We start from the raw sequence: 12,753 nt of genomic DNA on the forward strand, positions 1-12,753 counted from the left end.
AAAGCCAAATTCGCATTTGCTGGGCGGGCGAGGAAACTGGCAGGATAACCTTGCACCCATGGACGTGGCACTGGACGACGTTTTCATCGACGAGATCAGCTTCCCGGCGACCGACGGGTATGGGCTGACCGGCACCCTGTTCCTGCCGCGGGGCGCCAAGCGCCATGCCGTGCTGATCAACTCCGCGACCGCCGTCCCGCGCAAGATCTATCGCGGCTTTGCGTCCTACCTCGCCCATCGCGGCTGCGCGGTGCTGACTTACGACTACCGCGGCATCGGCGATTCCCGCCTGCCGGCGATGGTCGGCTACAACCAGCCGAAATCGCTGGTCGGCTTCAAGGCCTCGATGTCGGACTGGGCCGCGCTCGACGTCACCGCCGCGGTGCGCTGGATGCGCGAGCGCTACAACACGCTGCCGCTCGCCTATATCGGTCATTCCTTCGGCGGCCAGGCGCTCGGGCTGATCGCGAACAACACCGACATCTCACGCGCGGCGTTCGTGGCCTCGCAGGCCGCGACCTGGCGGCTGATGACGTCGCCGGAAAAATACCGCGTCTTCGCCTTCATGAATTTTGTCGGTGTGCCGCTCACCTACGCGCTCGGCTATGCGCCGGGCTGGGCCGGCGTCGGCGAGGATCTGCCCAAGGGCGTCTTCCTGCAATGGGCCAAGTGGGTTTCGAACCCGCGCTATCTCTTCGATTCCAAGCTGCCAGCGCTGGACAACTTTGCAAAGTTCAAGGGCGAGCTGCGCGCGCTGTGCTTCTCCGACGATCCCTGGGCGACGCGGCCGGCGGTCGAACTGCTCGCGAGCGGATTCACTGCGATCAAGCCCGAGGTGCTGACGGTGACGCCATCCGATATCGGCGCCAAGGGAATAGGCCATTTCGGCTTCTTCCGCCCCGACCACCGCGACACGCTGTGGCGCGGGTTGGCGGAATGGGTCCAGGGCGAGTGAGACCGCGTCAGCGAATGATGGTCGTCAGCGATGAGTAGCGCCGGGTCGGCTTGGCCTCGCCTGCCGAGAATAGAGCGAACGCTTCGCTGACGCGGACCGCCGGCGGCGTGTCTGTCGCAAACCGAAACTCCTTCGGCCGCGGCGCATAGAAGCTGGCGCGGTAATAATTGTCGTCGAAGCGCACCTCGCCGACCCCGAACAATGCGTCGCAAACCAGCAGGAGTGCGTAGACTCCCGCAACCGCTGCGACGATCTCCCTGAGAATTGACATGCCGATAGCCCTGCCCTTTTCCGAGCAGGATGCAGATCGGTTCCAAAGACCTGGTTTAAGGCACCACGCTTCTTGTCCGCACGGTTTGCCGCCGCTGAGCGGATTGCAGACAATTTTATCTATCTCGAAAAGGAGCCCGCCGGATCTGAGGATCAGGCGGGCTCAGGATTGGCCGCTCGGGAGGTAATTGAGGCGGCCAGGTTGATCAGTCGTGGGCGGCCTTCTCGCGATGGGCGCTCTCGCTGAGCCGGTCGACCCAGGCGATGCCGACCGCCGAGATGATGAAGGTCAGGTGGATCAGCACCTGCCACATCACGCCGGTCTCGGTGAAATTGCTGCGCGTGGTGCCGAGATTGCCGGCTTCGATGAAGGTCCTGAGCAACGAGATCGAGGAAATGCCGATGATCGCCATCGCAAGCTTGATCTTCAGCACACTGGCATTGACGTGACTGAGCCATTCGGGCTCGTCGGGATGGCCGGTCAGGTTCAGCCGGGAGACGAAAGTCTCGTAGCCGCCGACGATCACCATGATCAGGAGGTTCGAGATCATGACGACGTCGATCAGCCCGAGCACGACCAGCATGATCTGCTGCTCGCTGGCGTCGAACGAGTGCGCAACCAGATGCCAGAGCTCTTTCAGGAACAGCAGCACATAGACGGCCTGCGCGACGATGAGACCGATATAGAGCGGGAATTGCAGCCAGCGCGAGCCGAAGATGAGCTGGGCGAACAGGCCGAGGCGCGGCGGCACGGCCTGCGCCGAAGGTGCTTTGGGTTCAGACGTCATTGATCACTCCGGAATGCAGACAGGAAGCCTCGCCTCAGAGACTCGCGATGACGGGGGCGAGCTCGAGCGAGCCCCGATAGATCATCTCGAACGCGACGTAAATGATGATCGCGAGGCCGACATAGGCGACCCAGCGATGCTTCTGGAGCACGCGGCCGAGCAGATCGGCGGCGACGCCCATCATCGCGACCGACAGCAACAGGCCGAAGGCGAGGATGTAGGGATGCTCGCGCGCGGCCCCCGCAACAGCGAGCACGTTGTCGAGCGACATCGAGACGTCGGCGGCAACGATCTGGACCGCGGCCTGGCCGAAGGTCTTCCGCTGCGCCGGGGCGGCCTCCGCGCCGCCGCCATGGCTGAACGCGAGTTGTCCCGTATGCGACTGCTCGCGCAGCTCGCGCCACATCTTCCAGCACACCCAGAGCAGCAGCACGCCGCCGGCAAGCAGCAGGCCGATGACCTGCAACAGCTGGGTCGCGACGCCGGCAAATACGATGCGCAGCACAGTGGCGGCCGCAATGCCGACGATGATGGCGCGGCGGCGCTGCTCGGCCGGCAGGCCCGCCGCAGCGAGGCCGATGACGACGGCATTGTCGCCGGCGAGCACGAGGTCGATCAGGACGACTTGAAGGAGCGCGGTCAGCGCATCGGGCGTGATGAATTCAATCATGTCTGGTCATTTTTCGGTGCAGACGGCTCGAGCCAATGCGGCCTCTTCCGCTCGACCCAATCCAGGACCTTCGAACGTGAGGAGCGCAGCGCAGGCACGTCCTCGGCGAGCAGCGCGAGACCGAGGGGCAGCATCCAGACGCCGAGAATCGGCAGGAAGGACAGCACGCCGCCGACAATGAGCAGCGCGCCGGAGGGGATTCTGACCCAACGGCTCGACGGTTTAAGCAGATAGGTGACCGTGTCACCCATGCGCGGCGGCAGGCGATCGACGAGCCTCTCAAAGCGCGGGTCACCGCCCGCCAATTCGCTGGCGGGGCCTGCGGCCTCATTTGTACGCTCGTTCGATGCTGCGCTCATGCTTACTCCTTTGTGGCCATCTGCTGCTTGATGCGCCCCTCACCCGAGTTGACCGGCTTGGCGCGCGGCAGCGCCAGCGTCAGCAAGCGCAGCAATTTGATCGCCTGCACTTCGTGGGGATGGACGTCTTCGTCGGCGGCCGCGACTCGCTCCGACAGTTCCATCAGATGTGACGACAACGGCATGTTCGAGACCGGCCGAAGCGTGTCGATCACGACATTGGCAAAATCCGGCTCCTCCAGCCGTTCGGCGAGTGCGTCGAACATCGCAAACAGCCGCTCGTCGTCGATATGCGGCGCCAATCCGCGATCCCTGATGAACCGGATCACCTCGTCGCGCTCGACCGGCGAAACCTGCCGGTCGGCCACGGCGACGAGCGCGCCGGCAATCACCAGCGCGGCTGCAGCCTGCTCGTTCAGGCTGGACGGCTCGGCGATCTCGATCTCGACAGGATTTGAATGCTTGGCGTCAGTCATCGTTGCTCCCTTATCTTGCGAAATGACCGCACGGAGCTGCGATGGGGACGAATGGTCGGAAAGGAACGTCCAAGGCCCGACGATCGGCCAATCCATCGCATTCGCGCGGGACAGGTCATCCGACATCACGAGGTTTGCCGACATCGTCGGCGTCCTCGCCAGAGGGGCCCGGATTCTTGTTCGTGTCAGAGATAAAGGTGGGCCTGTCGGAATCAAGGCGAGATGACTGCGACCAGCCGCCGCATCGGGTTCCGTGTGGCGGGTTTGGTCAAACGTTCGTGCGACGCTCGACTAGATGTGCCCGCGACGGCGCAGGATCGAAGCGATCGCCGAAATATTGCGTCTCGTGCGCCACCAAGCCGTCGCGAAATTCCATGATGCTCACGACATACGACGGCACCCCGTCATAGCTCAGCACGAATTCGCTCACCCAAAGATTGCCACCGCCAACGATCCGTCGAACCGTGAAGCGTTTCCGGTTCGGCTGTACGAACCGGCTCTCCTGAATGTTCCCGCGACCGCTGATGCGCTCGCCCGACTGCGGATAGTCGAGCACAGCGTCGTCGCGATAGATGTCGTGCTCGGCATCGAAATCATTGGCGTCCGAAGCCTCCCAATGGCGCTGAAGCGCCGCCAATATGGCTTGATCGTTCATTTCGGTCTCCGATCTCGACACCTGCATCCTAACACCGAAGGCTTTCGGTCGGGATAACCGCTTCGCGCCGGGAACCACCGTGCCGGCACGTCGGTTAGTGCAACTCACGACCCATCCGCCACCGACAGGGACTTCCATGTGCCGCTGGATCGCATACCGGGGCGAGACGACCTCTTTCGAGCCCTATGTCACCGAACCCGAGCATTCGCTGATCGCGCAGAGCATCCGCTCTCTGCAATCGACGGCGGGCTCGAATGGCGACGGCTTTGGTCTCGGCTGGTACGGCGAGCATCCGGAACCCGGCCTGTATCGCGAGACGCGGCCGGCCTGGTCGGACGAAAATTTGCGCTACCTCTGCCGGCATCTGCGCTCGCATCTGTTCTTTGCCCATGTGCGCGCCGCTACCGGCACGGCGGTGACGCGGCAGAATTGCCATCCTTTCGCCTGCGGCCACTGGATGTTCATGCACAACGGATTCGTCGGAAGCTGGAATCGGCTGCGGCGCAAGGTCGAGGCGCTGATTCCCGATGCCTATTATCCGTCGCGACTGGGCACGACCGATTCGGAAGCCGTGTTCCTGGCGATGATGGGCGCCGGTCTCGACAGCGATCCGCTTCAGGCGACGCAGCGCGTGCTGCAGGCCCTCGTCGGCCTCGTCAACGAAGGCCACTTGCGCGAACGGCTGCGCTTCACCAGTGCGATCGCCAACGGCAAGGATCTCTACGCCTTCCGCGTCGCGGTCAACGACGCCGCGAACACACTCTATTTCCGCGAGGACGGCGGCCAGGTCATCGTCGTGTCCGAGCCGTTCGATAAGGAAGAGAATTGGACCGAAGTGCCGCCCAATCACGCGTTGATCGCGCGCGAGTCAGAAAGCGTGAAGATTGTTCCGTTCGACGCGACAATTTGCAGTGGCAGCGGGCGGGAACCCGTCCCTGTTAGAAGGATTAGTGCCGGCAGGTGACCTTTGCCGGGTGGGACATGACTTTTGCTTCAGACGTTCTGAAACTCCTTCGGCTGGATCCTTCTGACGACAAGCAGCACCTCGTCATTCGCTCGGCCGGCGCCGGTGGCAAGGCGGCCGAATATTCATTCGGCATCGAGGAGGAATACTTCCTCGCCGATCGGCGCAGCTTCGAGGTCGCGATCCAGACTCCCAACGAGCTGTTCGAATCGGCGAACTGGTCGACCGGTGGCCAGGCCATGCGCGAGATGCTGCAATCCCAGCTCGAGGTCGCCACCAACGTTCACGTCGACGTCAACGACGCCCGCGAAGAGCTCCGCTTCCTGCGGCGCGAAGTCGCGAACGTCGCCGCGCAATATGGCTTCGTGATCATGGCCTGCGGCACGCATCCTACGGCGGTCTGGCGCATGTCGCAGCCGAGTCCGAAGCCGCGCTATGAGGAGATGATCGAGGATCTGCGCAGCATCGGCCATCGCAACATGATGTGCGGCATGCATGTGCACGTCCAGTTGCCGGATCCCGAGAAGCGCATGGCGGTGATGCGGGCGATGCTGCCGCATCTGCCGCTGTTCATCGCGCTGTCGGCCTCCTCCCCGTTCTGGAATTCGCACAAGACCGGACTGAAGGGCTACCGGCTCGCCGCCTATTCCGAGCTGCCGCGCACCGGCCTGCCCGAGCTGTTCGAGACCAGGCGGGATTACGACGAATATGTCGGCGCCCTGCAGCGCTCCGGCGTGATACCCGACGAGAGCCACATCTGGTGGGCGATGCGTCCTTCGATGCGGCACCCGACGCTCGAGCTTCGTGCGCCCGACACCTGCACCTTCGTCGACGATGCCGTTGCCATCGCCTCGCTGTATCGCTGCCTGACGCGCCACCTCTATCTGCGGCCTCATTTGTCGAGGGAGGTCACGGTGGTCGAGCGCGCGATCGCGGTGGAGAACAAATGGCGCGCCCAGCGCTACGGAACCGATTGCATCTTCGCCTCCCGAGACGGACCGGTCACGATCTCGGAGATGCTGTCGCGAATCATCGACGACACCGCCGGGGACGCGGACGCATTGGGCTGTGCCGCCGAGATCGAGCATTGCCGCGTCATTGTGGACCGCGGCAGCTCGGCCGAATTCCAGCTTCGCGCCTATCGCGAGAACGGCGAGGACATCGCAGCCGTGTCACGATGGATCGCTACATCGACGATCTCAGGGACGAGCGCGCCCATCGGACGCTCTACGCCGGCGCCGTCATAGCGCCCGCGCAAGCTTCGCGAACGAGAACGTCATTTCTGAATTTTTACGCCTTGGGGGAACGCATGACTGACATCGCCTGCTGCGCCGGTTGCGGCCACAGCCTGGTTCCGATCCTGTCAGAGAACGGCCGCGCGCGGCCAAGCTGTTTCTGGTGCGAGGGCGTCGACGCCCAGGCCATGGAGATGGCGAAGTGGGCGGACAGCCCGGCCGGCAAGCCGGATCGGGCCGCGCCTCGCGCTTTTGAGTGAGCGTCCTGCCGCGTCAAACCCGCGCCACCACGCGCGGACGGAATACGGACTCGGCGGTGAGGGACAACGCCGCGACCGGCTTTCGCGTCGGCCGGCGCCGCGGGATGAAGAAATTGTTCACGAGGATGGGGTCGTGATCGCCGAGCGCGATCCGTTCCTTCGCGAGCAGGCCCATGACCTGGCGCATCTTGATGACCTCATGCGCCACGAAGCTGCAGTCCTCGTCGCGGTTGATCTGCTCGTGCATGATCGCCTCAGCTTCGCGCATGCTGACGCGGAGTGCTCTGATGGTCTTTCGAATCTCGCTGATGCGGTTGTCCATGGCTGCCTCCATCTCGGTCTCAGCATAAGAACAAAACATGAACAATTTGTCAATCGCCGCCCTGGCGGTCGCGATGTTATCGCCGATCGCAAGGGCGGCATCGCGCCGATCTCCGGCAACACCGCTGCACGCGTCCTGATGAGGCTTGCTGACAAATTAGACAGGTCCCGCCGCTGCCCCGAAAGCGGGCGCGGCTCGCACGGCATCGAACGATCAGAGCAGGTCATCGTCTAACGTCCCGTGCAACCACCGGATTTTATCCCGAACGGCACGCGCGCATCACGGCGTAGGCGCGCTCGCCGCTCCGCAAATCAACTGGCCCGGAATTCGCAATGACGTCGTCAGCGAAGCAACGGCGCGGAGCGGAGAACGTCATGAACGTGCATGCCGTGGTTGATCTCGAGACGACCGGCCTCACCCGTCCGAATGGCGCGCCGCTCCGCCTCAACATGCAGGACTTCGTCGCGATCGACCGCGACCGGAATGCGACGTTCGAGGCGACTTATCGCCCGCAAGCGCTCTACAATCGCGCCAATGAAGGCTTTCACGCCAACAATGAGACCTTCCTGCCGCACGAAGTCGCGACCAACCTGCCGATCTACCGTCCCGACACCGGCCCCACCGACTTTCATCTGCATCTTCCACCCGGCGGCTTCCAGCTCGTGCTGGTCACCTCGGGCGCTTTCACATTCGACTATGACGGGCGCTTCTACAATGTCGGCCCTGGCGCGGTGATGCTGCAAAGCGCGATCGTGCATCGCCAACTGTTCTACACCTGGTCGGGCTTGCCAACCGAACAGAATTTGAAGACGCCCCAGACGGTCGTGCCCGACCCGATCTCGATGGGCTATTCCGGCAAATTCCTCGAAGCCTTCATCACCGATCCCACCAGCTTTCCGAATCCGACCATCGTCGGTCCCGACCAGATCGACGAGGCCGAGACACCGCGCGTGGCTTGGAGCCACAAGCTGCACAACCGGCCGGCCGATGCCGGCTTCTGGCTGCAGGATCCCCTGGCGCTGGATGCGCTGTTCAAGCCGCTCGCGGACGGCGCGATCAAATCGGCGCTGCCGGTTTACATACGCGATATCGGCATCGAGGTGCCGAGCGGTCATCTCGTCACCGGCCACATCATCGCAACCGACCCGCGCGGCCAGTCGCTGCTGCCGAAGAGCACGTCGGCCGCTGCGGACGCCACCTCGCTCGCCAGGGGCGAGGTCGTGATCTATCGCGTCATTCGCGGCAGGGCGGAATTCAAGAAGGCGTCTGGCGAGAGCCTTGAACTCTCAGCCGGGGATGTCGTGACGGCGGGCAAGGCTTCGATCAGCCTTGTCGGCGTCGGCGAGAACACGCAGGTGCTCCGGCTCGGCCTGCTCAAGGGCATGAACGAGCTGCGCAGCTGGACGCCGACGCAGCGCGACGAGATCGACGGCCTCGCCGGCCGGATCATCACGCAAAGGGACGTTCGTCCGCTGCGCACGGAAGGCAAGCCGGTCGGATATCTCTACGGCTGAGCGCCGGGGCTACTCCGCCGCCTGTCGCACGTGGCGCGCACTCGGCGTGCGCATGGTAACGAGCTCCTCGGCCGCGGTCGGATGCAGTGCGATCGTCGCGTCGAAATCGGCCTTGGTCGCCTTCATCTTCACCGCGATCGCGACGGCCTGCGTAATCTCGGCTGCGGCATCGCCGACGATGTGGCAGCCGAGCACGCGATCGGTCGCACCGTCGACCACGAGCTTCATCAGCACGCGGGTATCGCGGCCCGACATCGTCGCCTTGATCGGGCGGAACGTCGTCTTGTAGATGTCGACGTGGCTGAACTGCGCGCGCGCCTCGGTCTCTGTCAGGCCGACAGTGCCGACTTCCGGCTGCGAGAATACCGCGGTCGGGATGTTGGCGTGGTCCACCTGCACCTCGCGCTTGCCGAACACGGTGTCGGCGAAGGCATGGCCCTCGCGGATCGCGACGGGAGTCAGGTTGAATCGATGGGTGACATCGCCGATCGCGTAGATGCTGTCGACCGAGCTCTTCGAGAAATGGTCGACCGCGATGCCGCCATTCGCAGGATTGATGGCCACGCCGGCCTTCTCCAGGCCGAGATTGGCCACCGCCGGATGGCGGCCGATCGCGAACATCACCTGGTCGGAAGCGAGGCTCGATCCGTTCGACAGATGCGTGGTGAACTCCTCGCCGTGGCGATCGACCTTGGCGACCGTGCAGCCGGTGAGGATGGTGATGCCCTGCTTCTCCATTTCGCTCCGGACATGGGCGCGAACGTCCTCGTCGAAGCCGCGCAGGATGTTGTCGCCGCGATAGATCACGGTGACGTCGGAGCCGAAGCCGGCGAAGATGCCGGCGAATTCCAGCGCGATGTAGCCGCCGCCCTGGATCACGATCCGCTTCGGCAGCTTCTTGAGATGAAACGCCTCGTTGGAGGAGATCACGTGCTCGATGCCGGGAATGGAGGCGCCGTGGTTGGGCGCGCCGCCGGTGGCGATCAGGATGTATCTTGCGGTGATCTTGCGGTCGTTCTCGAGCAGGCGGACCGTGTGCTTGTCCTCGATCACCGCGCGGCTCTTGACGATCTGCGCGCCCGACTTCTCGACATTGGCGGTGTAGGCCGCCTCCAGCCGCGCGATCTCCTTGTCCTTGTTGGCGATCAGCGTCGCCCAGTCGAAGGTGGCGGGCGGAACGGTCCAGCCGAAGCCCGCGGCGTCCTCGAGCTCGTGACGGAAATGCGAGCCGATCACGAACAGCTTCTTCGGCACGCAGCCGCGGATCACGCAAGTCCCGCCCATGCGGTACTCTTCCGCGATCATCACGCGCGCACCGTAACCGGCCGCGATGCGGGCGGCACGCACGCCGCCCGAACCGCCACCGATGACGAAGAGGTCGACGTCGAATTCAGCCATTGTCCACTCCGACCTCTTTCAGCAATCACCCTTCAGATAGGTGCGCTCAGATCTCCTTGCCACGCTTGCGCATCTCGGCGCGGAAGGCGCCCATCACGGTCTCGGAGAAGTTCTGGGCCCAGGAATTCATGAAGGCCATGCTGAGCCCGATGGCGCGCGGTTCGGCGTCGATCAGCTTCTTGCCGAGCGGCGACTTGTAGAAGGTGACGAGATCCTTCAGCTCCTGCTCGGTGAACTCGCTGGCATAGATCTGCGCCATGCCCTCGCCGATCTCGTTCTGGCGGCCCTGGAGCTGCTGCGCCACGATCGGAGCGACCTCGTTGAGGTCCTTCTGATAGTTCAGATTCTGCTGGGTCAGCGCGATCTTGGTCTTCTCGACGAGGCCGGGCACGGCGCCGGCATACATCGCATTGGCGTTCTTGATCTGCAAAATCTCCTTGGCCGCCGCGATCGCCGCGGGCGAGGCCTTCGGCTGGGCAGGTGCGGCGCCAGCCTTCGGCTGGGCGGGCTGCTGCGCCACGGCCGGGGCGGCCGTAAGGGCCAATCCCACGACGAGCGTCGCGGCCGGCAAGAATTTCAAAACGCTCTTCATTCCTGGTCTCCTTTCGGCTTGCGCCGTTCAATCACGCGAATTCCCTCGCCACCCGCCAGAACGGCAGAGCTGGCCAAGCCGATGAACAATCCATGCTCGACCACGCCGGGGATCGTGCTCAACGCCCTGGCGAGGCCGGGTGGATCCACAATACGTCCGAGCTGGGCATCGACGATCCAGTGGCCGCCGTCAGTGACGAAAACGTGGCCGTCCTTGCCCTTGCGGACCGCCATTTGCCCGGAAACGCCGCATTGCGCAAATGCCTTCTCGATCGCCCGCCGCGTCGCGCCGAGGCCGAACGGGATGACTTCGACCGGCAGCGGAAATTTGCCGAGCGTCGACACCCATTTGGTGTCATCGGCAATCACGATCATACGATCCGAAGCGGCCGCCACGATCTTCTCGCGCAGCAGCGCGCCGCCGCCGCCCTTGATCAGGTTGAGCTCGGCATCGATCTCGTCGGCGCCGTCGACCGTGATGTCGAGATGGTCGATCTCGTCGAGCGTGGTCAGCGGCACGCCGCAGCGCGTCGCGTCGAGGCGCGTCGCCTCGGAGGTCGGCACGCCGATCACTTTCAGCCCGGCGGCGACGCGCTCGCCGAGCAGCTCGACGAAATGCTTGGCGGTCGAGCCGGTGCCGAGCCCGAGCTGCATGCCGTCCCGCACCTCTTCGAGCGCGCGGGCAGCAGCCTGTCGCTTCAACTGGTCCATGTTCACGTCTGGGCCCGCCTTCTGAAATCCGGGAGATCTGCCGCCGATCATGGCCGCTTTCGGCGGCCTATGTAGCCTCGTTTTCCCCCGGAGAACAGGGTCTGGGAACAGGCCTATAAGGTGATCTTATGGGCCCGCCCCTTGCGCGGACACGGGGGGGCCGGTAGCGCTGGGGTCATGACCCCTCACACCATCGTCTTCGATCTCGACGGCACGCTTGTGGATACGGCGCCCGACCTGATCACCGCGCTGAACCACGTGCTCGACCGCGAAGGCCTGCCGCCGGTGCCGATGGCCTCGGCGCGCAACATGATCGGCGCCGGCGCCCGCAAGCTGATCGAGCGGGGGCTGGAAGCGGAGGGCCGCAGCGTCACCCCGGCCGACATGGACCGGATGACCGCGGATTTCATCGCCTATTACGCCGACCATATCGCGGTCGAATCCCGCCCCTTCGAGGGGCTCGAGGCCGCGCTCGATCATTTTGCGGCCCAGGGCCATCGCCTCGCGGTCTGCACCAACAAGCTGGAATGGCTGTCGAAGCGGCTGCTGGACCAGCTCGACCTCAGCCGCCGCTTTGCCGCGATCTGCGGCGCGGACACCTTTGGCGTCCAGAAGCCCGACCCGACCATCTTCCGGGAAACGGTGGCGCGCGCCGGCGGCGCGGTCAAAGCCAGCCTCATGGTCGGCGATGCCGGAACCGATGTCGGGGTGGCCCGCCGGGCCGGAGTGCCGGTCATCGGGGTCAGCTTCGGCTATACGGACGTGCCGATCGCCGAGCTGAAGCCGGACCGGCTGATCCATCACATGCGCGACCTGCCGGAAGCAGCCAGCAGCCTGATGACCGCCTAGCGCCGTCAAGCCACTGAAATCACATTGCTATTCTGCGAGATCCGGCATTAACCATTCATCAACCATGCGCCGCCCGCCGGTTGCCTGCCCCAAACGACGCTCCTAAGGTCCGCGCGGAGTTATGTGGCGGTTTGTCGCAGTTGAAGTGGATGGGTCATGCGTCGTGTCATCGCGGTTGCGTTAGCGGGAGCGGGTCTGTTGGGAGCGGCGGGTCTCGGCGGCTGCTCTTCGATGTCTTGGGACATGTTCAAATCGGCGCCGCCGACCGTCCAGGTCCGGCTCGAATCCAATCCGCCGGGTGCGGACGCCACGACCTCGCTCGGTCCGGGCTGCAAGACGCCCTGCTCCGTCTCGGTTCCCGCGCCCGACGCCCCCTTCACGGTGGCTTTCGCGCTTGCAAAGTACCAACCGGCAAGCGTGCCGGTGAACGTGATCAAGAATCCCGGGGATTTCACCACGCCCGCTTCGGTGACCACGGACCCGAATCCGGTCTTTGCGGAACTCCAGCCCGCCACCCCGCCGAAACCGGTTCGCAAGCCTCACCGGCCCAGGAAGCCCAAATCCGCCGCAGCGGCGCCGGCTGCAGCCCCTGCTGAGGCGGCTCCGGCCGCCGCCTCGCCGTTCCCTGATCCGAACGCCGGCAGGCGCTAACCTACGTATACCACCCGATTGTCCTCGTCGCGTCCGATGCTTAGATTGCATCCAGAGCACCGCTGAAGCAAAGGTGCACCCGTCG

The 12,753-nt window shown here is 64.4% G+C and carries 17 protein-coding genes; 7 read left to right on the forward strand and 10 right to left on the reverse strand.

Going from position 1 to position 12,753, the window contains the following annotated elements; translation table 11 throughout:
* Nucleotides 1–58 precede the first annotated feature (58 nt).
* Nucleotides 59–955 carry an alpha/beta fold hydrolase gene (locus tag RPS27_RS33355; RefSeq protein ID WP_212066805.1) on the forward strand — a complete coding sequence of 299 codons (897 nt, stop codon included), beginning with the start codon at nt 59–61 and terminating at the stop codon, nt 953–955.
* Nucleotides 956–962: 7 nt separating this feature from the next.
* Here RPS27_RS33355 and RPS27_RS33360 read toward each other — a convergent pair whose 3' ends face one another.
* The 6 genes from RPS27_RS33360 to RPS27_RS33385 all read right to left on the reverse strand — a co-directional run bounded on the left by RPS27_RS33360 (nt 963) and on the right by RPS27_RS33385 (nt 4,173).
* Nucleotides 963–1,226, reverse strand: coding sequence for a hypothetical protein (locus RPS27_RS33360; protein ID WP_194407449.1), 264 nt, complete (start codon nt 1,224–1,226; stop codon nt 963–965).
* Between the two features lie 205 nt (nt 1,227–1,431).
* Complete coding sequence (locus tag RPS27_RS33365) at nt 1,432–2,013, reverse strand: TIGR00645 family protein (protein WP_194407448.1); 582 nt, start codon at nt 2,011–2,013, stop codon at nt 1,432–1,434.
* 34 nt (nt 2,014–2,047) lie between these two features.
* A complete protein-coding gene (locus RPS27_RS33370; RefSeq protein ID WP_211418190.1) occupies nt 2,048–2,683 on the reverse strand; it encodes a TerC family protein in 636 nt (211 codons plus the stop codon).
* Complete coding sequence (locus tag RPS27_RS33375) at nt 2,680–3,042, reverse strand: hypothetical protein (protein WP_211418191.1); 363 nt, start codon at nt 3,040–3,042, stop codon at nt 2,680–2,682. The genes RPS27_RS33370 and RPS27_RS33375 overlap by 4 nt, the downstream gene beginning before the upstream one ends.
* A 2-nt stretch (nt 3,043–3,044) precedes the next feature.
* The gene (locus RPS27_RS33380; RefSeq protein WP_211418192.1) at nt 3,045–3,518 is read right to left on the reverse strand and encodes a TerB family tellurite resistance protein; all 474 of its coding nucleotides are present in this window, start codon (nt 3,516–3,518) and stop codon (nt 3,045–3,047) included.
* Between the two features lie 268 nt (nt 3,519–3,786).
* Entirely contained in the window at nt 3,787–4,173 is a 387-nt protein-coding gene (locus RPS27_RS33385) for a nuclear transport factor 2 family protein (RefSeq protein ID WP_212066807.1), read from the reverse strand.
* 136 nt (nt 4,174–4,309) lie between these two features.
* Here RPS27_RS33385 and RPS27_RS33390 point away from each other — a divergent pair, with 136 nt between their 5' ends.
* The 3 genes from RPS27_RS33390 (at nt 4,310) to RPS27_RS33400 (ending at nt 6,632) form a co-directional block, all read left to right on the forward strand.
* Nucleotides 4,310–5,137: a class II glutamine amidotransferase gene (locus tag RPS27_RS33390; protein ID WP_212066809.1), complete on the forward strand. Its 828-nt coding sequence runs from the start codon at nt 4,310–4,312 to the stop codon at nt 5,135–5,137.
* 17 nt (nt 5,138–5,154) lie between these two features.
* Nucleotides 5,155–6,384, forward strand: a complete 1,230-nt coding sequence (locus RPS27_RS33395; protein WP_212066811.1) for a carboxylate-amine ligase — start codon at nt 5,155–5,157, stop codon at nt 6,382–6,384.
* A 62-nt stretch (nt 6,385–6,446) separates the two neighbouring features.
* A complete protein-coding gene (locus RPS27_RS33400; RefSeq protein ID WP_194407441.1) occupies nt 6,447–6,632 on the forward strand; it encodes a hypothetical protein in 186 nt (61 codons plus the stop codon).
* A 13-nt stretch (nt 6,633–6,645) separates the two neighbouring features.
* On the opposite strand, the gene RPS27_RS33405 is transcribed toward RPS27_RS33400, so the two are convergent.
* Nucleotides 6,646–6,954: a hypothetical protein gene (locus RPS27_RS33405; protein ID WP_246776461.1), complete on the reverse strand. Its 309-nt coding sequence runs from the start codon at nt 6,952–6,954 to the stop codon at nt 6,646–6,648.
* Nucleotides 6,955–7,328: 374 nt separating this feature from the next.
* On the opposite strand from RPS27_RS33405, the gene RPS27_RS33410 reads away from it, so the two are divergent.
* Nucleotides 7,329–8,468, forward strand: coding sequence for a hypothetical protein (locus RPS27_RS33410; protein ID WP_212066813.1), 1,140 nt, complete (start codon nt 7,329–7,331; stop codon nt 8,466–8,468).
* 9 nt (nt 8,469–8,477) lie between these two features.
* On the opposite strand, the gene gor is transcribed toward RPS27_RS33410, so the two are convergent.
* Genes gor through rpiA form a run of 3 tightly spaced genes read right to left on the reverse strand, consistent with a single transcriptional unit; the run spans nt 8,478 to nt 11,174 of the window.
* The gene (gene gor, locus RPS27_RS33415) at nt 8,478–9,866 is read right to left on the reverse strand and encodes a glutathione-disulfide reductase (protein WP_212066815.1); all 1,389 of its coding nucleotides are present in this window, start codon (nt 9,864–9,866) and stop codon (nt 8,478–8,480) included.
* A 46-nt stretch (nt 9,867–9,912) separates the two neighbouring features.
* Nucleotides 9,913–10,458: a DUF2059 domain-containing protein gene (locus RPS27_RS33420; protein WP_194407438.1), complete on the reverse strand. Its 546-nt coding sequence runs from the start codon at nt 10,456–10,458 to the stop codon at nt 9,913–9,915.
* Nucleotides 10,455–11,174, reverse strand: coding sequence for a ribose-5-phosphate isomerase RpiA (gene rpiA / locus RPS27_RS33425; RefSeq protein ID WP_212066817.1), 720 nt, complete (start codon nt 11,172–11,174; stop codon nt 10,455–10,457). The genes RPS27_RS33420 and rpiA overlap by 4 nt, the downstream gene beginning before the upstream one ends.
* A gap of 171 nt (nt 11,175–11,345) precedes the next feature.
* Between rpiA and RPS27_RS33430 the strand changes: the two genes are divergently transcribed.
* Nucleotides 11,346–12,017, forward strand: coding sequence for an HAD family hydrolase (locus tag RPS27_RS33430; RefSeq protein ID WP_194407436.1), 672 nt, complete (start codon nt 11,346–11,348; stop codon nt 12,015–12,017).
* 156 nt (nt 12,018–12,173) lie between these two features.
* The gene (locus RPS27_RS33435; RefSeq protein WP_313754966.1) at nt 12,174–12,668 is read left to right on the forward strand and encodes a hypothetical protein; all 495 of its coding nucleotides are present in this window, start codon (nt 12,174–12,176) and stop codon (nt 12,666–12,668) included.
* Nucleotides 12,669–12,753 lie beyond the last annotated feature (85 nt).

The sequence above is a fragment of the Bradyrhizobium sp. WYCCWR 12699 genome, assembly GCF_032144035.1.
In the GTDB taxonomy this organism is placed as follows: domain Bacteria; phylum Pseudomonadota; class Alphaproteobacteria; order Rhizobiales; family Xanthobacteraceae; genus Bradyrhizobium.